18 protein-coding genes and 1 pseudogene are annotated in these 19,367 nt (G+C 72.1%); 12 read left to right on the top strand and 7 right to left on the bottom strand.

Annotated features, from left to right (window positions below):
• Window position 1: 1 nt before the first annotated feature.
• Window positions 2-1,321 (bottom strand): SLC13 family permease, encoded by a 1,320-nt coding sequence (locus DMB66_RS11055; RefSeq protein WP_125803953.1) that lies wholly within the window; start codon window positions 1,319-1,321, stop codon window positions 2-4.
• Between the two features lie 117 nt (window positions 1,322-1,438).
• Between DMB66_RS11055 and DMB66_RS11050 the strand changes: the two genes are divergently transcribed.
• Window positions 1,439-2,140, top strand: a complete 702-nt coding sequence (locus tag DMB66_RS11050; protein WP_125803952.1) for a FadR/GntR family transcriptional regulator — start codon at window positions 1,439-1,441, stop codon at window positions 2,138-2,140.
• A gap of 17 nt (window positions 2,141-2,157) precedes the next feature.
• Here the strand turns inward: DMB66_RS11050 and DMB66_RS11045 are convergent, their stop codons facing one another.
• Window positions 2,158-3,462 (bottom strand): mannitol dehydrogenase family protein, encoded by a 1,305-nt coding sequence (locus DMB66_RS11045; protein WP_125803951.1) that lies wholly within the window; start codon window positions 3,460-3,462, stop codon window positions 2,158-2,160.
• A complete protein-coding gene (uxaC, locus tag DMB66_RS11040) occupies window positions 3,459-4,856 on the bottom strand; it encodes a glucuronate isomerase (protein WP_125803950.1) in 1,398 nt (465 codons plus the stop codon). Before uxaC ends, DMB66_RS11045 begins: the two co-directional genes overlap by 4 nt.
• A 183-nt stretch (window positions 4,857-5,039) precedes the next feature.
• Between uxaC and DMB66_RS11035 the strand changes: the two genes are divergently transcribed.
• From DMB66_RS11035 to DMB66_RS11005, 7 genes are read left to right on the top strand one after another with little or no spacing between them, the layout of a single operon-like run.
• A complete protein-coding gene (locus DMB66_RS11035) occupies window positions 5,040-6,377 on the top strand; it encodes an ABC transporter substrate-binding protein (RefSeq protein ID WP_233624470.1) in 1,338 nt (445 codons plus the stop codon).
• A 13-nt stretch (window positions 6,378-6,390) separates the two neighbouring features.
• Entirely contained in the window at window positions 6,391-7,389 is a 999-nt protein-coding gene (locus tag DMB66_RS11030; protein WP_125803949.1) for a carbohydrate ABC transporter permease, read from the top strand.
• Entirely contained in the window at window positions 7,386-8,300 is a 915-nt protein-coding gene (locus DMB66_RS11025; protein ID WP_125803948.1) for a carbohydrate ABC transporter permease, read from the top strand. The genes DMB66_RS11030 and DMB66_RS11025 overlap by 4 nt, the downstream gene beginning before the upstream one ends.
• A gap of 2 nt (window positions 8,301-8,302) precedes the next feature.
• Window positions 8,303-9,286, top strand: coding sequence for a Gfo/Idh/MocA family protein (locus DMB66_RS11020; RefSeq protein ID WP_125803947.1), 984 nt, complete (start codon window positions 8,303-8,305; stop codon window positions 9,284-9,286).
• Window positions 9,287-9,307: 21 nt separating this feature from the next.
• On the top strand, window positions 9,308-10,135 hold the full coding sequence (locus DMB66_RS11015) for a sugar phosphate isomerase/epimerase (RefSeq protein WP_125803946.1): 828 nt from the start codon (window positions 9,308-9,310) through the stop codon (window positions 10,133-10,135).
• Window positions 10,132-11,190 carry a Gfo/Idh/MocA family protein gene (locus DMB66_RS11010; RefSeq protein WP_125803945.1) on the top strand — a complete coding sequence of 353 codons (1,059 nt, stop codon included), beginning with the start codon at window positions 10,132-10,134 and terminating at the stop codon, window positions 11,188-11,190. Before DMB66_RS11015 ends, DMB66_RS11010 begins: the two co-directional genes overlap by 4 nt.
• The gene (locus DMB66_RS11005) at window positions 11,187-12,056 is read left to right on the top strand and encodes a sugar phosphate isomerase/epimerase (RefSeq protein ID WP_125803944.1); all 870 of its coding nucleotides are present in this window, start codon (window positions 11,187-11,189) and stop codon (window positions 12,054-12,056) included. The genes DMB66_RS11010 and DMB66_RS11005 overlap by 4 nt, the downstream gene beginning before the upstream one ends.
• Before the next feature lies 1 nt (window position 12,057).
• On the opposite strand, the gene DMB66_RS11000 is transcribed toward DMB66_RS11005, so the two are convergent.
• On the bottom strand, window positions 12,058-13,101 hold the full coding sequence (locus DMB66_RS11000; protein WP_125803943.1) for a LacI family DNA-binding transcriptional regulator: 1,044 nt from the start codon (window positions 13,099-13,101) through the stop codon (window positions 12,058-12,060).
• 67 nt (window positions 13,102-13,168) lie between these two features.
• Here DMB66_RS11000 and DMB66_RS10995 point away from each other — a divergent pair, with 67 nt between their 5' ends.
• The 4 genes and pseudogenes from DMB66_RS10995 to DMB66_RS10980 form a co-directional block, all read left to right on the top strand.
• Window positions 13,169-14,029: an asparagine synthase-related protein gene (locus tag DMB66_RS10995; protein WP_125803942.1), complete on the top strand. Its 861-nt coding sequence runs from the start codon at window positions 13,169-13,171 to the stop codon at window positions 14,027-14,029.
• Window positions 14,022-14,837 carry a nickel pincer cofactor biosynthesis protein LarB gene (gene larB / locus DMB66_RS10990; RefSeq protein ID WP_125803941.1) on the top strand — a complete coding sequence of 272 codons (816 nt, stop codon included), beginning with the start codon at window positions 14,022-14,024 and terminating at the stop codon, window positions 14,835-14,837. The genes DMB66_RS10995 and larB overlap by 8 nt, the downstream gene beginning before the upstream one ends.
• Window positions 14,824-16,053 carry a nickel pincer cofactor biosynthesis protein LarC gene (larC, locus tag DMB66_RS10985; protein WP_125803940.1) on the top strand — a complete coding sequence of 410 codons (1,230 nt, stop codon included), beginning with the start codon at window positions 14,824-14,826 and terminating at the stop codon, window positions 16,051-16,053. Before larB ends, larC begins: the two co-directional genes overlap by 14 nt.
• 103 nt (window positions 16,054-16,156) lie before the next feature.
• Window positions 16,157-16,339: pseudogene (locus tag DMB66_RS10980) on the top strand (RidA family protein); the annotation flags it as partial.
• 66 nt (window positions 16,340-16,405) lie between these two features.
• Here DMB66_RS10980 and DMB66_RS10975 read toward each other — a convergent pair.
• From DMB66_RS10975 to DMB66_RS10965, 3 genes are all read right to left on the bottom strand, one after another.
• On the bottom strand, window positions 16,406-17,770 hold the full coding sequence (locus DMB66_RS10975; protein WP_125803939.1) for a lactate racemase domain-containing protein: 1,365 nt from the start codon (window positions 17,768-17,770) through the stop codon (window positions 16,406-16,408).
• Window positions 17,771-17,788: 18 nt separating this feature from the next.
• Window positions 17,789-18,055, bottom strand: a complete 267-nt coding sequence (locus DMB66_RS10970; RefSeq protein WP_125803938.1) for a hypothetical protein — start codon at window positions 18,053-18,055, stop codon at window positions 17,789-17,791.
• 161 nt (window positions 18,056-18,216) lie between these two features.
• Window positions 18,217-19,203: a serine protease gene (locus tag DMB66_RS10965; protein WP_125803937.1), complete on the bottom strand. Its 987-nt coding sequence runs from the start codon at window positions 19,201-19,203 to the stop codon at window positions 18,217-18,219.
• Window positions 19,204-19,367: the final 164 nt, after the last annotated feature.

Genomic DNA, 19,367 nt, shown 5'->3' with positions numbered 1-19,367 from the left:
CTCACCAGATTCCGGGGACGACGAAAACGAGCCACACCAGCGGCGGCGCCGCCACGACTATGATCCCGCCGTAGGCCATGAGCTGCTTGAAGAATCGGTCGCGATCGACGTCCTGCGCACCGGCCAGCACCAGCGCGCCGTTGGTGGAGAACGGGCTCACGTCGACCACCGTCGCCGACACCGCGAGCGCCGCGATCAGCCCGACCGCGCTGACGTCACCCCGCAGCAGGAACGGCACGGCGAGCGGGATGAGCGCGCCCATGATGCCGACCGACGAGGCGAACGCGGACACGATGGCGCCGATATAGCAGATCAGCAGCGCCGCGACCAGCGGGGCACCCACGCCGGCGACGGAGTCACCCGCCCAGGTGATCGTGCCCATCGTCTGCAGCACGCCGACGTAGGTGAGGATGCCGCAGATCAGCAGCACGGTCGGCCAGGTGATCTGGGCGATCGCCTGCCTGCTCTGCTCCGGCCACACCACGCTGAGCAGCACCGCCACCGTGATCGCGGCGAGGCCGACGTCGAGATCGAACACCAGCGTCACCAGCACCAGCGCGGCCAGACCGGCGAGGGTGGCGATGCGCGGCGCGGTCAGCCCGACGCGCTCCTGGGCCTCGGCCACGGCCGCGTCGCTGTCGCCGGCGTCGCTGTCGCTGTCGCTGTCGCCCACTCCACCGCCGGCGCGGACGAGCACGGGCACGTCCAGGGGCCGCCTCGCCAGCTTCAGGCCACCGCACACCACGAACACCACGGCCGCGATCAGCAGGTTCACCACCGCGCTGGCGAGGAACAGCACGATCTCGTTGCCCGGCAGGCCCTCCTCGGCGACGATGCTGTTGACGATGGTGCCGTAGATGCTGATGGGGGAGAACCCGCCCGCCTGCGCGCCGTGCACCACCAGCACGCCCATCATCAGCGGGCTGATCTTGTATTTCGCGGCGAAGCCCATCGCGATCGGCGCGACGATCGCGACCGCCGCCGGGCTCACCGCGCCGATCGCGGTCAGCACACCGGTGATCGCGAACATCACCCACGGCATCAGGGCGATGCGCCCACCGACCAGCCGGATCGCCATGTGCACCAGCCAGTCCGTGGTGCCGTTGGCCCTGGCGATGGCGAACAGGAACGTCACACCGACCAGCACGACGAACAGCGAGCCGGGGAAGCCGTCGAAGATGTCGTCGGTCTCCATGCCCGCGACGAGCGTGCCGACCCCGAAGGCCGCGGCGAACGCGAGCGCGCCCATGTTGATCGACCGGGTCGTGGCGATGACGAACACCACGACCAGCACGAGTATCGAAATCAGTTCGGGGGACATCGGGCGCTCCCGTCGGTGGGCTCCCAGTGGCTTAGTGGCTCAGCCACTTTCCGTCGACAGCCATCGATTGTCAAGGGTGGTCCAATGGCTGAGCCACTCGGGCGATAATCTGGACCGATGTCAGAAGCGCTGCGGCCGATGGTGAAGTCCCGCCTGTACGAGCAGGTGGTGGAACGCCTGCGGGCCCACGTGGCCGAGGCCGACCTGCGCGCGGGCGACCGGTTGCCCGCCGAGCGCGACCTGGCCACGCGCCTCGGCGTGAGCCGCGCGTCGGTGAAGCAGGCGATCGTGGTGCTGGAGGTTCAAGGCCTGCTCGAATCGCGCCACGGCGGCGGCACCTACCTGGTGCGCGACACCCTCGACGGGGAACCGCTCGAGCAGCTCGTCGAACGCCGCAAACGCCTCCCGGAGGTGCTGGAGGCTCGTGAGGCACTGGAGACGAAGCTCGCCGAGCTCGCCGCCGACCGCCGCACCGCGGCCGAGTTGGAGGAGATCCGGCGGGCGCTCGACTTCATGCGCGACGAGATCGCCGGGGGCGGCTTCGGCGTGGAGGGCGACCGGCGGTTCCACGCCGCGGTCACGGCGGCCGGGCACAGCTCGTTGCTCGCGGACTTCATGAAAGCGATCGCCGGCCAGATCACCGAGAGCCGCACCGAGTCACTGCGCCAGCCCGGCCGCCCGTCCCGTTCCCTCGCCCAGCACACAGCCATCTACGAGGCCATCGCCGCGGGCGAGCCGCGGCGGGCGGCGGCCGCCATGCGCAAGCACGTCCGCACCGTCGCGAAGGTGCGGTTGCTGACCTGGGTGCCGGAGGACTGAGTTCGCCCCCGGCGATGTCAGCCCGGCCGCACCGCGGCGCCGACCGCGTCGATCAGCGCCCGGTCCTCGGCCAGGTCGGGCGCCAGCAGCGCGATGACGTCGCGCACCGAGCCGGCGCGCTCCCGGTACGGGCCGGCGCCGGCGTCGTGCACCGGGGCGCCGATCCCGCGCAGGTGGTCGATCCAGGCGGCCAGGATGCGGATCGCCCCGGACGGCAGGCGGCCGGCGTCCCGCTCGGCCCGGAGGACCGGCAGCACCCGGATGGGCAGCTTCTGCGAGCCGTCCGCGGCGATCTGGGCCAGCGTGTGCCGGATGCGCGGGTTGGCGAACCGGTCCAGCAGCGCCGCCCGGTAGGCGGTGAGGTCGGCGGCGGGCAGCGGCACGTGCCGTACGGCCTCGTCCCACCACCGGTCCAGCCAGCCGCGGCAGTCCGGGTCGGCGACCGCCTGGGCGATGGTGTCGTGGCCGCGCGCGCCGGCGGCGTACGCCAGCAGGCTGTGCCCGCCGTTGAGCAGCAGCAGCTTGCGGGTCTCGTACGGGTGGACGTCGTCGACGAACCGGGCCCCGGCGGCCTCCCAGGCCGGCCGCCCGTTCGGGAACGCGCCGCCGAGCACCCATTCCGTGAACGGCTCGGTGACCACCGGCACCGCGTCCGCCCAGCCGGTCTGCTCGGCCACCGCCCGCACGTCGTCGGCGGTCGTCCGCGGGGTGATCCGGTCGACCATCGTGGTCACGAACGCCACGTGCTCGCGGATCCAGCCCGCCAGCGCCGGCTCCACCGCCTCGGCCAGCTCGGTGACCACGCGCTCGGTGGCCGCTCCGTTGGCCGGCACGTTGTCGCAGGACACCACCGCCAGCGACCCGGCGCCCGCGGCGCGCCGCGCGGCCAGGCCGGCGACCAGGCGCCCCGGCACCGTGCCGGTCGTCCCGCCGTGCCGCAGCGCGGCCAGGTCGGCGCGGACGTCCTCGTCATCCAGGTCGAGGCCGCCGTCCCGGTCGCTGCGGTAGGCGGCCTCGGTGACGGTCAGCGTGACCACCGCGACCTGCGGCCGGGTCAGATAGTCGCACCAGGACTCCAGGTCCGTGCCCGGGTGGGCCGCCGCCACGGCGTGCTGCACGGACATGTCGTCGTGGTCCGGTCCGCGCACGACGAGCGTGTACCGCCCGTCCTGGTGGTTCAGCTGGTCGGCGAGCGTACGGGACCGGCCGGTGAACGCGGCGATGCCCCAGTGCGCGGCGTCCGGCGCTGCGCCGGTGTACCAGGCCTGGTGTGCCCGGAAGAACCCGCCGAGCCCGAGATGGACGATCCGGACCGGGGTCAAAGCTTGAACACCTTTCGCGGCTGGTCGGACACCAGGGTCCGCAGGGTGTCCAGGGCCTCGTCCTCGTCCAGCCGGTGCGCCGCCACCAGGCCCGCGAGGAAGCCGGCGTCCAGGCGGCGCGACATGTCGTGGCGGGCCGGGATGGAGCAGAAGGCGCGGGTGTCGTCGATGAACCCGGACAGCCGGCTGAAGCCGGCGATCTCGGTGACGGCTTCCTGGAAGCGCCCGATCTCCGCGGGGTTGTCCACGAACCACCAGGGCGCGCCCGCGTACACCGCCGGGTAGAAGCCGGCCAGGGGTGCGATCTCCCGGCTGTACACGTCCGGGTCCACGGTGAACAGCACCAGGTGGAAGCCGGGGTGGGTGCCGAACCGCTGGAGCAGCGGCTGCAGGGCGCGGGTGTACTCGACGGCCACCGGGATGTCGTGGCCGGTGTCCGGGCCGTACCGGTCCGAGGTGGCCGGGTGGTGGTTGCGGTGGATGCCCGGGTGCAGCGTCATCACCAGGCCGTCGTCGCACGACATGCGGGCCATCTCGAAGGTCATGTGCCGCCGGAACGCGGCGGCCTCGGCCGCGGCGGCGGTGCCGGCCAGCGCCGCCCGGTAGATCCGCTCGGCATCGTGGCGGGCGAGCGGTTCGGTGCCGGCGTCGGCGTGGCCGTGGTCGGCGGACACCGCGCCCCTGGCGATGAAATACCGCCGGCGTTCTTCCAGCGCGGCGAGGTAGCCGGCGTAGTCGCCGACGTCGCCGCCCAGGCCCTTGACGGTCGCCGCCCACCCCGGCCGGCCGATCTCCAGGTAGCGGTCGGGGCGGAAGGTGGGTGCCACGGTCGTGGCGACGTCCGGCTCGGCCCGCAGCGCCTCGTGCGCGCGCAGGTCGTCGGCGGGGTCGTCGGTGGTGGCCAGGAACTCGATGCCGAACCGGCGCAGCAGGGCCCGGGGCCGGTGGCTGGGCTGCCGCAGCTGCTCGGCGATCCGGTCGTACAGCGCGTCGGCGTTGTCCGCGTCCGGCCGCTCGGTGACGCCGAAGATCTCGGCGAGTTCGCTGTCGAACCAGTACCGCACCGGCGTGCCCCGCAGCAGGTGCCAGTGGCCGCAGAGCAACCGCCACGCCTCCCGGGCCCGGTCCTCGGCCAGCGCGCCCTCGCCCACGCCGAGCCGGTCGAGCGCGACGCCGCCGGCGTGCAGCAGCCGGGTCACATAGTGATCGGGCTGGATGAAGAGGGCCGTCGGGTCGGCGAACGGCTCGTCGTCCAGCAGCATCCGGCTGTCGACGTGCCCGTGCGGGGAGATGATCGGCAGGTCCCGGACCGCGTGGTACAGCCGGCGGGCGATCTCCCGCACCCCCGGGTCCGGGGGCAACAGCCGGTCGGGGTGCACCGTCAAGGTAGCCATGGCGGTCAGCGTCCCGGGGCGACCGACCGTCGAGCAAGCTGTTGCCGTTTGTTGCCTTGCCACCCAGGCAACATCTGGCAACTCGTTGATTTCGCCGGTCGACGCGGCGAAACCTTCTCGTAACCCAGCAGTGCCGTTACGCGGATCACACCGCACCGGCGGGCCACCCGAAGGAGAAGGACGATGAGTATGAATACGATGCGCGGGGTCATGGCACTGGCCGGTGTGGCGGTGCTCACGGCCGGGCTCGCCGCCTGCGGTGGCGACGATGAGGGCGGCAGCGGCGGCGCCGGCAAGACACTCAACGTGTTGATCGGAGCGAACACGCAGTACCCGAAGGAGTTCCAGGCCTGGCAGCAATCGGTCAGCGACAAGTTCAAGGCGCAGACCGGGGCCAGCGTCAAGTTCGAGACGTTCGCCAGCGCGAACGAGGAGCTGACCAAGATCCAGACCTCGGTCGTGTCCGGCACCGGCCCGGACGTGTACGCGGTCGGCACCACGCTGACGCCGACCGCCTACTCGACCGGCGCGTTCGTGAAGCTCGACGACGAGAAGTGGAAGAAGGTCGGCGGCAAGGACAAGTTCGTGCCGGCGACCCTCGGCATCTCGGGGCCGGACCAGCAGAACCAGGTCGGCATCCCGTGGGTGAGCCGGCCGTTCGTCATGGCGTACAACACCGAGCTGCTCAAGGCGGCCGGGATCAGCAAGCCGGCGACCACCTGGGACGAGCTCGGCCAGCAGGCCAAGCAGATGACGAAGCCCGGCCAGTACGGCCTGGCGGTGGCGTACAAGGACAACTTCGACCCGTGGAAGTTCGTCTGGGGCATGTCGGTGCAGGCCGGCAACCCGCTCGTGGACGGCAAGACGGCCCGGCTCCAGGATCCGACCGTGCGGAAGGCGTACCAGACGTACTTCGGCTGGCTCACCGCCGACAAGGTGGTCGACCCGGCGGCCATCGGGTGGACGAACCCGCAGGCCGTCGCGGCGTTCGCCGAGGGTAAGACCGGCTACCTGGCGCTGACGACCGTGACCGCCGCCAAGGCGCTGAACGAGGGCGCGGTCAAGGGCAAGTGGGCGTTCGCGCTGCTGCCGACGGTGCCGCCCGGTGCGACCAGCCGCCCGGCGAACGGGGTGGACGCCGCGTCCATCCTGTCCGGCGACAACCTGCTGGTCGCGGACTACTCCAAGAACCAGGACCTGGCGTTCGAGTACGTCAAGCTGGTCACCGACCCGGAGTTCCAGCTCGACTACTACGCCAAGCTCGGCAACCTGCCGGCGAACGCCGCGGCGCTGGAGTCCCTGAAGACGGATGAGAAGCTGGCCACGGTGGCCCAGGCGGCGCAGAAATCGGTGGCGACGCCGTTCACCGGCGGGTGGGCGGACATCCAGCTGGCCCTGACCAACGTGGTGGTGCAGTCGATCCCCGACCTCTCGAAGGGCGCGGTCAGCGACGCGCAGCTCGACGGCCGGCTCGCGGACGCGCAGAAGAAGGCGCAGTCGGCGCTGGACCGGGCGAAGTAGGAAGCCGGCCGCGATGACCGACGACAGCACGACCACACGCTCGGTACCGAGTCCGGCGGCCACCGTGGCCGCCGGGCCCGGCCCGGGCACCCCGGCCGAATCCGGCCCCGGGCAGCGGCCCCGCCGCGGCGTCACCGAGCGGCAGCGCCCGCTGTGGCTGCTCATCCCCGGTGGACTGCTGATGACGCTGATCATCGTCATCCCGCTGCTGCTGGCGATCTACATCTCCCTCATCGACCTGGATCAGTACACGCTGCGCCGGTGGCTGGACGCGCCCTTCATCGGCGTGCGGAACTTCACCGAGGCGTTCCAGTCCGGCCTGCCGCACGCCATCTGGATCAGCGTCTCGTTCGCGGTGATCTCCACCATCGCCACCGTCCCGTTCGGGATAGCCGCCGCGATCGCCACCCAGAACCGCTACCGCGGCCGGTCGCTGGTGCGCGCGGTGTTCCTGATCCCGTACGTGCTGCCGTCGTTCGTCGTCGCCACGGTGTGGCGGACCATGCTGCAGCCCGACGGCATCGTCAACACCACGCTGGCGAAGGTGGGCATCGACGGTGGGCTGTGGCTGAGCGGGCCGACGTCGTACTGGACGCTGATCCTGGTGGAGATCTGGGCCGCCTGGCCGTTCATCTACCTGATGGCGCTGGCCGGCCTGCAGAGCGTCGACGGCGAGGTGCACGAGGCGTCGGCGATCGACGGGGCGAACTGGTGGCCCAAGCTGACCCACGTCATCCTGCCGTACCTGCGCGGCCCGGTGCTGTTGGCCTGCCTGCTGGCCACCCTGAACCACATCAACAACTTCTCCCTGCCGTACGTCCTGTTCGGCGCGCCGGCCCCGGACGACGTCAACGTGATGCCGATGATCGTCTACGTCACCAGCTTCCAGAGCCTGCGGTTCGGGCTCAGCGCGGCGATGGCGATCGTCTCCCTGCTGCTCATCGCCATCCCCCTGTTCGCCTATCTGCGTGCGCTCCGGCTGGACGTGCACGAGGACGGAGGCGCGAGATGACCGCGTCCAGCACCCCTTCGCCCCTGCGGAGCCGGCGGCCGAGCGGCCGGACGGCGACCGGCGAGGCGCACCGGCTGCTGCCCCGGCCGGCGCTGGTGATCGTCACCGTGATCCTGTGCGCGATGGTCCTGGTGCCGACGCTGTACATCGTGCTGGCCTCGCTGAACTCCGACGTCGGCGTGGCCTCCGGCGAGTTCTGGCCCAGCTCGTTCTCGCTGGACAGCTACACCCAGATCTGGACCACCGCCGACCTGGCCACCGGCCTGGTGAACAGCATGATTGTGTGCGCCCTGGTGGCGATCGCTTCGGCGCTGCTCGGCACCATGACCGCGTACGTGCTGGTCCGCTACACGTTCACCGGCCGGCTGTCCATCCTGCGCGGGCTGGTCGGCCTGCAGAGCATCCCCGGCACGCTGATGCTGCTGCCGGTGTTCGTGCTGTTCTCCTCGGCGGGCAACTACCTGGGCGTCACCGTGGTGGGCACCCGCTGGGGACTCTTCCTCGCGTACCTGACCTTCGCGCTGCCGTTCTCCACCTGGGTGATGGTCACCTACCTGCGCGGCCTGCCCCGGGAACTGGAGGAGGCGGGCCGGATGGACGGCGCCTCCACGGTGCGGATCCTGGTCCGGATCATCATCCCGCTCAGCCTGCCGGCGATCGTGGTGTCCGGGATCTTCGCCTTCCTGCTGGGCTGGAACGACGTGCTGTTCGCGTCGGTGCTCACCCGGCCGGAGACGCAGACCGCGGCGGTGGCGCTGTCCACCTTCTCCGCGACCCAGGAGGGCGGCGCGATCCCGGTGTACTCGCAGGTCATGGCCGCCGCCCTGGTCTCCGCGGCCCCGGTGGTGCTGCTCTATCTGCTGTTCCAGCGTTACCTCGTCGGAGGCCTCACCGCCGGCGGTGTGAAGTGACGGTGCGCCGGGCAGCCGTGGTCGGGTGCGGCGACGTGTCGGTCGTGCACCTGCAGGCGATCGCGAAACTCGACGAGGTGGAGCTGGTCGGCGTCTGCGACACCGATCAGGACCGGGCCGCGGCGGCGGCCGAGCGGTACGGTGTGCCGCGCTTCGCCGATCACCGGCAGCTGCTGGCAGCCGTACGCCCCGACGTGGTGCACGTGTGCACGCCGCACGACCAGCACACCCCGGTGGCCGTCGACTGCCTGGACGCACGGGTCGCCGTGCTGGTCGAGAAGCCGGTCGCGCACACGGTGGCCGAGGCGGACCGGCTGATCGCCGCGGCGGACCGGCACCCGGCCGTCAAGATCGGGATCTGCCTGCAGAACCGGTACAACGCGACCACCCGGGCCGCCCGCGACCTGCTCGCATCGGGCGAGCTGGGACCGGTGCGGGGCGGCTCGGCCACGGTGCTGTGGCACCGGGACCCGGCGTACTACCAGAGCCGGCCGTGGCGCGGCCGCAAGTCCCGCAGCGGTGGCGGCGTCCTGATCAACCAGGCCATCCACACGCTCGACCTGATGGAGTTGCTGGTCGGCGACGTCGTGCGGGTGCGCGGCCACGCCGGGCGGCACGCCCTGGACGACATCGACGTGGAGGACACCGCGAGCGTGCTCCTCGACCACACCGGCGGCGCGCGCAGCGTCGTGTTCGCCACCGTCGGCAACGTCGTCGACGCGCCGGTGACGATCGAGGTCGTCACCGAGCGGGCGGTGCTGCTGATCCGTGGCGACCTGACCGTCAGCCACGCCGACGGGCGCGTCGAGACGGTGGCCGAGCCGGTGGCCAGCACCGGCGGTCGCGCCTACTGGGGTGCCTCGCACGAGCTGCTCATCGCCGACTTCTACGCCTCGCTGGCCGATCCGGAACCGTTCTGGATCGGGCCGCGCGAGGGCGCCCGGTCCCTGCGCCTGATCCACCGGCTGTATCAGCGCAACACCTGACCCAGAAAGGACCGCCTCCCCATGTGGACTCTCTCCGGTTTCGTGGACGAGATCTCATCCGACTTCACCGAGCAGTGCCGGGTGGCGTCCGGCCTCGGCCTCACGCACGTGGAGCTGCGCAGCGCCTGGGAGGTCAACATCCTCGACCTCAAGGAGGAACAGCTGACCGTCATGAAGGAGACGCTCGCCGAGCACGACCTCGAGGTCTCCAGCATCGGCTCGCCGATCGGCAAGATCTTCATCGACGAGCCGTTCCCGCCGCACCTGCGACGGATGCGGCACGCCGCGGAGGTCGCGCACTTCTTCGGCGCCCCGTACATCCGGATCTTCTCCTTCTTCCTGCGCCCCGGCGCCGATCCGGCCGCGCACCGCGACGAGGTGATCGACCGGATGCGCGCGCTGGCCCGGGTCGCCGAGGAGGCGGACCTGATCCTGCTGCACGAGAACGAGAAGGAGATCTACGGCGACATCCCGGCCCGGTGCCTGGACATCGTCCGGTCCGTCGGCTCGCCGCACCTGCGGCTCGCCTGGGACCCGGCCAACTTCGTCCAGGTCGGCGTCCGGCCCTACACCGAGGGGTACGCGGTCCTGCGGCCGCACCTCGAATACATCCAGATCAAGGACGCTCGCGCCGCCGACGGCACGGTGGTGACCGCCGGCCGGGGCGACGGCGAGGTCGCCGAGACGATGAGCGCCCTGCGCCACGACGGATTCGACGGGTTCTTCTCGCTGGAACCACACCTGGACACCGGTACGGCGCTGGGCGGCTTCTCCGGGCCGGAGCTGTTCCGCCGCGCCTGGCAGGACTTCACTGACCTGCTGAAGACCGAGGGGATCGAATACAAGTGAGCACCGTACGGAATATCGCACTGGTCGGCGCCGGGGTCATCGGCAGGCAGCACGGCCTGGTGATCAGCCAGCTGGCGGACCGCCTGCGGCTGGTCGCGGTGGCCGACGTCCAGCTCGAACGGGCCGGGCAACTGGCCGCCGAGCGTGGCGGGCGGCCGTACGGGTCGCTGACCGCGGCGCTGGCGGCGGAGGAGATCGACATCGTCGTGGTGTGCACGCCGACCGGCCGGCACGGCGAGGTGGCGATCGAGGCGCTCGCCGCCGGCAAGCACGTCATCGTCGAGAAGCCCGCGGAGATCACGGTGGCCCGTACCGACGAGATCATCGCGGCCCGGCAGCGGGCCGGCACGCTGGTGACGGTGATCTCGCAGCATCGCTTCGACCCGGCCACCGAGACCATGCTCGCGGCCATCGAGCGCGGCGAGCTGGGCCGGCTGACCTCCGGTATCGCGGCGATCGACTGGTGGCGCGGGCAGAGCTACTACGACTCCGGCGACTGGCGCGGCACCTGGGACCTGGACGGCGGCGGCGCGCTGATGAACCAGGGCGTGCACACCGTCGACCTGCTGGTCGCCGCGCTGGGGCGGCCGGTGGAGGTCTTCGCGTACGCCGGGACGCTGGCGCACGAGCGGATCGAGGTGGAGGACGTCGCGGTCGGCGTCGTGCGGTTCGCATCCGGCGCGCTGGGCGTGTTGCACGCGACCACGGCGGCTTATCCGGGGCTGTCCGCGCGCCTGCAGGTGCACGGCGACCGCGGTTCGGTGGTGATCGACAACGACCAGTTGGCGTTCTTCCACGCCACGCCGCGGGGCACCGAGCCGGCGGAGCGGTTGATGGGCACGACGCGGACCATCTCCGGCGCGGCGGCCGGTGCCACCGCGAGCAGCAATCCCGGCCAGCTCTCCGACGCGCACCGGCTGCAGTACCTGAACTTCCTCGGCGCGCTGGACGGCACCGAGAAGCTGCGGGTGGACCTGGAGACCAACCGGCAGTCGATCGGCGTCATCGCCGGCGTCTATTCCTCGGCCCGGACCGGAAAGCCGGTGCGGCTGTGACCGCCGCGCGGCGTCGCATCGCCGCCAACCCGATCCCGTACTGGAGCACGGCCGGCAAGACCCGGGAGGTGTTCGACGAGGCCTTCCGGGACTTCCAGGAGATCGGCTTCACCGCGGTCAAGGCGGACGTCCCCGACGGCATGAGTCCCGCGGAGTATCGCGACTGGATCGGCGGGTACGGCCTGATGCCGGCGCTGAGCCTCTTCAACTCCCCGTTCGACGAGACCGTGGACCTGGCCGAGGAGGTGGAGAAGGCCAAGCGGTTCGCCGCGACCCAGGTGGCGCTGGGCCTGGACCGTACGATGATCTCCTCGATGTCCGTGCCGGCCCGGATGGCCGAACCGGCGGTCGGCGCCGGTTTCGACGCCGGCCGGCTGGCCCGCGCGATCGACAACTGCGGAACGGTGTGCCGGGTGCTGCGCGCCGAAGGGCTGTGGCCGCTGCACCACTCGCACGTCGGCGGCGTCTTCGAGACCGAGGAGGAGATCGTCCGGTTGCTCGACGACCTGGGCCCGGACGTCATCGGTTTCGGACCGGACACCGGGCACCTGCGCTGGGCCGGCGTCGAACCGGCGGCGTTCATCCGCCGCTACGCCGACCGGATCGGGGGGATCCACCTCAAGGACTGCTTCCCCGACCTGCTGGCGGCGGAAAGCCGCGCCGGCCTGACCTACCGCCAGGTGCAGCGGACCAAGCGGCTGTGGGCCGAGCCCGGCCGGGGCGTGATCGACTTTGCCGCGGTGCTGGCCGCGATCCCGGCCGGATACGACGGCGACTTCATGATCGAAGTGGACGAGCCGAGCGTGGCGTCGAAGCGGGAGTCGCATCGCATCTCGTTCGAGTGGGCCCGGCGCACCCTTGCGTGACCTACCCCGTCGTCCGCGGTGCCCTCGGCGAGGGGACCGGCGACGCTCCCCGCGACCGGCGGTGAGCGGTCGACTGCCGGACCACGAGCCGCACCGGCAGCACCAGGGGCGCGCTGCTGGGCTGCGCGCCCCGGGCGAGCGCGATGCAGTGCTGGACCCCGGTCAGGCCCATCCTGTACAGCGGCGCCGCGACGGTGGTCAGCGCGGGCTCGACCAGCTCGTCGAAGATGATGTTGTCGAAGCCGACCACGCTGATCTCCTCGGGCACGGCGACGCCGAGCTTGCGCAGCCCCTTCAGCACGCCGATGGCGAGCGCGTCGTTGTAGGCCAGCACCGCCGTGGCGTCGATCTGCGCCACCCGCCGGGCCGCGGCCAGCCCGGCGAGCACGGTCGGCTCATGCGGGCCGAGACGCCGCACCTCCAGCTCCAGCTCCGCCGCGGCCTCCCGCAGCGCCCGCCAGCGCATCCCGTCGGACCAGCTGTTCTCCGGCCCGGCCACGTAGGTGATCCGCTCGTGGCCCAGGGCGCCGAGGTGCTCCGCGGCCCGCCGGATCCCGCGCTGGTTGTCGCTCACCACGCAACTCGCCTCCGGCAGGATCCTGTTCAGCAGCACCACGGCCCGCTGCTTGGCCACCATCCGCAGCGCGGAGTCGGTCATCCGGGAGCTGGCGATGACGATGCCGTCGACGTGGTCGAGCTCGTGCTCGATGGTTCGGCGTTCCTCTTCCGGGGATTCGTTGGTGTGCGACAGGACGAGTTGGTATCCGGCCTCCCGGGCGGCCTCGTAGGCGCCCTTGATGATCTCGCCGTAGAACGGGTTGGTGACATCGGCGATGACCAGCGCGATGGCCTCGCTCAGGGCGCGGCCGTCGGGCCGCTGACCATCGAGCCGGTCGGAGCGATAGCCCAGCCGCGCCGCGGCCGCGAAGACCCGGCGCGCCGTATCGTTGTTGACCCGCCCCGGCCGGGCATAGGCCCTGGACACGGTGGACGCCGCCACGCCGGCCTCGCGCGCGACGTCGTAGATCGTGGGACGGTGCCCCATGGTCGACATGCTAGTCGTTGACTGAGATGGCACCGACATCTGATCACTTGCGACGGACGGAGACCCGATGAACGGCTCAGCTGAGCAGAGCCCGGCCGCGTTCGCCGACCGCGTCACGGCCACGGTGGGCGAGTCGCTCGCCGGGGTCGGTCGCCTCGGCGTCGCGTTCTCCGGCGGGGTGGACTCCTCGGTGCTGCTGGCGCTGGCGGCCCGGGCGCTGGGCCACGACCGGGTGGTGGCCATCCTCGGGGTGTCGGCGAGCCTGGCCGCCGACGAGCGGTCCGCCGCCCACGACGTGGCCCGCCAGATCGGCGTCGCGGTGGTGGAGGTGGCCACCCGCGAGGGCGACCGCGCCGAATACCAGGCGAACGGCCCGGACCGGTGCTTCCACTGCCGGGACGAGCTGTTCGGCCGCATCGACGCCGAGGTGGTCACCGCGTACCGGCTGGACGCGATCGCGTACGGCGAGAACGCCGACGACGCCGTCCGCCCGGACCGGCCGGGCGCCCGCGCCGCGGTGCAGCACCGGGTGCTGCGGCCGCTGGCGGAGGCGGGCCTGGACAAAGCGGCGGTACGGCGGATCGCCCGGGCCCTGGAGCTGCCGTGCGCGGACAAGCCCGCGGCACCCTGCCTGGCGTCGCGGATCCCGCACTTCTCCGTGGTCAACCCGCGGAAGCTGGGACAGATCGAGCAGGCGGAGGCGGCGCTGCGCCGGCTGGGTTTCACCGACCTGCGGGTGCGCCACCACGGCGACGTCGCGCGGATCGAACTTCCCGGCGCCGACCTGGTCCGCGCGGTGACCGACCCGGTACGGCGGGCGGTGCACGAGGCGGTGACCGCCGCCGGGTTCCGGTTCGTCGCCGTCGATCTGGCCGGCGTGCAATCCGGCGCCTTCACGCTCCCGCTGGTCACCGCCGACCATGGCTGAGGCCGCGGAGCTTTCCGAGTTCGCCACCCTGGACCTCGACCGGGCGGCCCGGCGGGGCTATCCCGAGGCCGTCTACTGCCAGGGTAAGACGGCCGAGCAGGTGGCGGCGATCGCGGCGAGCGCCGCCGGGCGACCCGAGGCGGTCACGCTCTTCACCCGGGCGGACCCCGACCAGGCCCGGGCCATCCTGCGGCACCTGCCGCGGGCCCACCACGACCGCGACGCACGGCTGCTGGCGTGGCCGCCCGAGCCGCCGCGACCGTCGGGTGGGCTGGTCGTCGTCCTCTCCGCCGGCACCTCCGACCTGCCCGTCGCCCGGGAGGCCATGCTGACCGCCCGCTATCTGGGCCGCGCCACCGAGCTGGTGGTGGACGTGGGCGTCGCGGGCCTGCACCGGGTCCTCGCCCGGCTGGAGCTGCTGCGCCGCGCCCGCGTGGTGATCGTGGCGGCCGGGATGGACGGCGCGCTGCCCAGCGTGGTGGCCGGGCTGATCTCGGCCCCGGTGGTGGCGCTGCCGACGTCGGTGGGCTACGGCGCGGCGTTCCAGGGCGTCGCGGCGCTGCTGGCGATGCTCAACGCCTGCGCTCCCGGCATCGGCGTGGTCAACATCGACAACGGCTACGGCGCCGGCCACCTCGCCGCCCAGATCGCCGCCCCGTCCCCGCCCGAGCCGTCCCCGCCGGAGCCGTCCCCGCCGGAGTCGTCCCCGCCGGACCTTTCCTCGCCGGATCCGGCACCGATGGATCCGGCACTCTCGGGCCCGTCGCCGTGGCCTCGTCACCCCCGGAGCCCCCATGACCGACCGTAGGCACGCCTGGATCGATGCCTCCGCCGGTGTCGCCGGTGACATGCTGCTCGCCGCGCTCATCGATGCCGGCGCCAGCCGCACGGCCGTGCGGCAGGCGGTCGACGCTGTCCTGCCCGGTGGCGTGCGGATCGCCGACACCGCGGTGACCCGCGCCGGCCTGCGGGCGGTCAAGGTCGATGTGGAGATCCTCGCCGCGGATCCGCCCCGGCGGACCTGGCGCACCATCCGCCGGCTGCTCGGCGACAGCCGGCTGGCCGATCCGGTACGGACCCGCGCGCTCGCTGTCTTCGCGCGGCTGGCCGAGGCGGAGGCGCACGTGCACGGGGTGCCCGCCGACGACGTGCACTTCCACGAGGTCGGTGCCCTGGACGCGATCGCCGACGTGGTGGGCATCTGCGCGGCACTCGACGACCTCGCCGTGGCCACCGTCTCCGCCGGCGAGGTGGCGCTCGGCTCGGGGGTCGCCCGCACCGCCCACGGCGAGTTGCCCGTCCCCGTGCCGGCCGTGGCGCAGCTGGCCAGGGGATGGCGGGTCCGGGGCGGCGGCCCCGGCGAGCTGGCCACCCCGACGGGCATGGCCGCGGTGCGGACCCTGGCCTCGGACTGCGAGGACCTCCCGCCGATGCTGGTCGAGGCCGTCGGCATGGGCGCCGGCACCCGCGACCGGCCGGACCGGGCCAACGTCGTGCGGGTGGTCGTGGGCCGGCGCGCGGATGCCCCGGCCGCCCCGGCGGGCGAGGAGGCGGTGCTCATCGAGGCCAACGTCGACGACCTCGATCCCCGCCTGTGGCCCGGCGTGCTCACCCGGCTGCTGGAGGGCGGGGCGGCCGACGCCTGGCTCGCGCCGATCATCATGAAGAAGGGGCGCCCCGCCCACACGCTCAGCGTCCTGTGCCACCCCGACCGGGCCGCGGCGCTGCGGGAGGTGGTGTTCGGCCACACCAGCACTCTCGGCGTACGGGAACAGGTGTTGCGCAAGGTGCCGCTGCCGCGCGCCTTCGTCGACGTGGCGGTCGCGGGCGGCACCGTCGCGATCAAGATCGGCCACCGCGACGGGGTCATCGTCCAGGTGATGCCGGAGTTCGAGCAGGTCGCGACCCTGGCCCGCGAGCAGGGCCGGCCGGAACGGCTGGTCCTGCTGGATGCGGCCGCCGCCGCGGCCGCGGCCGGCCTGACCGCCGGCGCGGCCCTCCCGCCGCACGCCCGGCCGGCCTGACCGGCCCGGCTGGTGGAGGCCGGCGGAGCGAGATCGTGCGGGTCAGGACGGGATGCGCCAACCGCGTTCGACCGACCGGTGGCAGGTGTCCGGGTCGTCGCCGCAGCTGACTGTCTACGTCGTCGACTGGTCACCTGAGAAGATGCCGTTGCTGGGCGAAGGCGTCGCCAGAGCGGCCGCGAAGCTGGGCGTGGATCCGGTCAAGCCGATCACCCTCCTCGGTGTCGCCGCGCTGGCTGAGCCTGACCTGCTGGTCGAGGTGGAGGCTACCGCCGTGATGAACTGACCGCTGCGCCGCACCAGTCGATGCCGGCCCGGCTGACCTGACCGGGCCCGGCCGGAACGGGCTCGGTCAGCGCAGCCGGAACAGGGTCTCGCCGGCCCGGGGGACGACCAGGGTGTCCGGGTCCCGGGCGAAGGTGGCCGGGTCCACCAGGGCCGGGTCGAGATATCCCAGGTTGGCGGCGCGGCAGACGTCCTCGGGAATCGCCGTGGCGAGGGTGACCCGCACCCGCAACAGCTCCTGCCCGGTCACCGCGTCGAAGGTCCCGGCGCCGCGCAGGTGCGTCGAGTGGGCGAGCACACCCCAGGGGATTCCGGAGAAGCGGTCCCACTGGGCGACGAAATAGTCGCGGCAGTGATAGCCGATCTCGTGGATCTCGGGATGCGTCGACGACAACTCCGTGACGTGCGGGGCGTACAGGATGACCTCGCCGCCGTCGGCCACCACCGGCTCGACCTTGTAGAAGCCCTTCGCCGCGGTCCAGATCTCGTCGTACATGCCGGGAACGATCGACAACACCCGGCGGACCGGGGCGTCGAGGTAGGTGACGTGGGTCGCGGCGCACACCTCGGCGGCCGACGCCCACGAGGCCCGGGTCTCGCCGAACGAGATCGAGTGCAATCGGCTGCCGGCCCCCGCGCCCGGTCCCGCGGCGGCGGCCGGAACCGCATCGTCCACCGCGCCGTCGGCGGCGCCGTCGGCCACCTCGGCGGTGACCACGCTCAGGCCCAGCTTCGCGGCCGGGATCAGCGCGGCGCCGTCGTCGATCAGCGCCCGCACCGGCGTGGTGCCGCTGGTGCCGATGATCTCGGCCGACGTGATCAGCGCACCCAGCCAGTGCGAGACGTCGATGATCTTCTTGCCGCCGACCCCGGGGAAGAAGTATTTGTTGCCCCCGGAGATGCCGACCACCTCGTGGGGGAGCACCGGGCCGACCACCAGGGCGATGTCGTGCTCCACCACCGCCCGGTTCAGCAGCACGGGCACGTCGACGCTCAGCCGCCCGTCGGACAGCTCCGCGACCCGCGCCGCCGGGATGGTGCCCAGGTCGGCGAAGGTCTCCGGGCGCCACCATTCGTGGTTCAGGACCGCGGTGCCCGGATAGGTGCCGGCCAGCCGGCCGGGCTCGTAGCCGAGGTGCCGGCCGAGCGCCTCCTCCGTCATGGCCGCGTGCGTGCCGAGCGCCACCAGCACAGTCAGCCGCGTGACCCGGCCGTGCAGCGCGGCGTGCACGGCCCGCATCAGCAGCGGCAGCGGGCAGGTGCGCGTCGCGTCGGGCACGAGCACGCAGACACTGCGCCCCTCGAACGGATACGCGGTGAGCTGCTCGGTGATGAACGCGGTGATCTGCTCGTCGTCGAGCACGGTCGCGGCGTCGCCGACGCGGGCTGCCGACGCGGCCAGGCCGGGCGGGAGTGCACTGATCAACGTCATGGTTCGGCCACCTCGGAATCAACGGCAGGGAGGGGTCTCCGGCGGGTCGGGACGCGCGGCGCCGCTGGCGCCGCGCATACGCTCCGGGGTCCAGTATTCCTCGGCCCGGCCGGAACCGGTGCTGATCGGTCCGGCGGCGTCGGCGGCCGGGCTACCGTCTCCGGACGCCGGGCTCGTGCAGGGTGCGGCGGGTGCCCTGCCCGGGCGCAGCAGCCAGACGCTCGTGGCCAGCCCGCCGATGATCACGGCTACGAGCACGGCGACGGCCCATGGGTGTCGCTTCACGATCGGCCTCCGGATCCTCGGGCGGTACCCCCGCTCGACGCGGTCGGTGCCCGTCCGGGTTTCGCCCGCACGGGAGCCGCCGGCCGCGCCGCCTCGCCTCGCCTCGCTCATAGCCGTGACCGAGCCGGGAGAGCGTCGCGCCGCCCTCCCGGCTCGTGCCGTCACATGTCCTTGACGGTGTTGAACAGGCTGCCGGCGGTGTCCTCACTGAAGTATGGACTCTGCCACTTGTAGACCTGTGTCGGGTCGTTGTTGCGCCAGAACATCCAGCTGTTGACGCCGTTGACATAGGCCCAGAAGGTCGCGCCGTAGTTCTCCAGCCAGGGCCCGCCGCTCGCCCCGCCGGTCATGTTGCAGTCCAGCGTGGGGAAGCCACTCTCGCTCCGGGTCGTGCCCGAGCAGTAGTACAGCTTGCTGCCGTCGTACGGCGGGTTCGACGGGTATCCGAACATGTATTCGGAGAGCCCGTAGCCGTACCCCCATTTGATGCCCTGGCCGCCGACCGCGTCGACGATGCGTTGACCGCTCTTGTCCTGCATGACGACGGCGGCGACGTCGTAGGCCCGGTTGGCGTCGTTGATCCAGCCGTTCTTCGTCCACAGCTGGTAGGCGTTCCAGGTGCCGTAGGGCGAGCCGCTGTGGTAGTTGGGCACGAACACCCACCGGTTGACGTCGAACCAGGTCCGCCCCGATCCTCCGCCGTGCACGCAGTGCCCGGCGGTGAACACCAGGCGCTTGCCCGCGCTGTTGACCGTGCTCCCGGAGCATGACCGGTCCAAGCCCTGGTCGTTGACGTAGAAGACCCGACCGGACATCGAGTGGATGCTCGCCGCCTTGGTCATCTGTTTGGGTGGCGCCACGCCGTCCGAGCCGCCCTTCGATCCCGCTCTGGGCAGCACGGCCGGGGCCGGGCTGCTGGCCGGCATGGTCGACAGGTCGTTGAGCACCGCGGCGGCCATCCGTTGTGGAGTCCAGTACTGCTCGGCAGTGAGCTGGCCCTTGGCCGGTGCGGGAATCGGTGAGGCGGCGTTGACGGCGGCGGCCGTTGCCGGGTCCACGGCGGGTGCCGCAGTCGCCGGCGTCGCGAACGGCATCAGTGCCGCCACGGCTGCCGTGGTGAGTGTCGCGACGATACGTCGGATGACCATGTTTCATCCCTTCGTGCGCCAGTGACCCTAAATCGAAGACTTTCGATGGGCCACCACGGACACTAGGGCGTCATCCTCCACAATGGCGTCACGTACCCGACACGTCACCAAACGTTACGAGTCGCCGCCGCCGGAGTCGCGACGGCCGCGCCCCGACCGGCTGC

Source organism: Actinoplanes sp. ATCC 53533 (assembly GCF_003947245.1).
This window is presented reverse-complemented; position numbering and strand designations above follow the sequence as displayed.

Bases quoted from the DNA above. Each gene is read 5' to 3' on its own strand.
- larB (WP_125803941.1), top strand. From the start codon at position 14,022: ATGGCTGAGGCCGCGGAGCTTTCCGAGTTCGCCACCCTGGACCTCGAC.
- DMB66_RS11000 (WP_125803943.1), bottom strand. From the start codon at position 13,101: ATGGGGCACCGTCCCACGATCTACGACGTCGCGCGCGAGGCCGGCGTG.
- DMB66_RS11015 (WP_125803946.1), top strand. From the start codon at position 9,308: ATGTGGACTCTCTCCGGTTTCGTGGACGAGATCTCATCCGACTTCACC.
- uxaC (WP_125803950.1), bottom strand. From the start codon at position 4,856: ATGGCTACCTTGACGGTGCACCCCGACCGGCTGTTGCCCCCGGACCCG.
- larC (WP_125803940.1), top strand. From the start codon at position 14,824: ATGACCGACCGTAGGCACGCCTGGATCGATGCCTCCGCCGGTGTCGCC.
- DMB66_RS10975 (WP_125803939.1), bottom strand. From the start codon at position 17,770: ATGACGTTGATCAGTGCACTCCCGCCCGGCCTGGCCGCGTCGGCAGCC.
- DMB66_RS11030 (WP_125803949.1), top strand. From the start codon at position 6,391: ATGACCGACGACAGCACGACCACACGCTCGGTACCGAGTCCGGCGGCC.
- DMB66_RS11025 (WP_125803948.1), top strand. From the start codon at position 7,386: ATGACCGCGTCCAGCACCCCTTCGCCCCTGCGGAGCCGGCGGCCGAGC.
- DMB66_RS10995 (WP_125803942.1), top strand. From the start codon at position 13,169: ATGAACGGCTCAGCTGAGCAGAGCCCGGCCGCGTTCGCCGACCGCGTC.
- DMB66_RS11050 (WP_125803952.1), top strand. From the start codon at position 1,439: ATGTCAGAAGCGCTGCGGCCGATGGTGAAGTCCCGCCTGTACGAGCAG.
- DMB66_RS11055 (WP_125803953.1), bottom strand. From the start codon at position 1,321: ATGTCCCCCGAACTGATTTCGATACTCGTGCTGGTCGTGGTGTTCGTC.
- DMB66_RS10965 (WP_125803937.1), bottom strand. From the start codon at position 19,203: ATGGTCATCCGACGTATCGTCGCGACACTCACCACGGCAGCCGTGGCG.
- DMB66_RS11035 (WP_233624470.1), top strand. From the start codon at position 5,040: ATGAGTATGAATACGATGCGCGGGGTCATGGCACTGGCCGGTGTGGCG.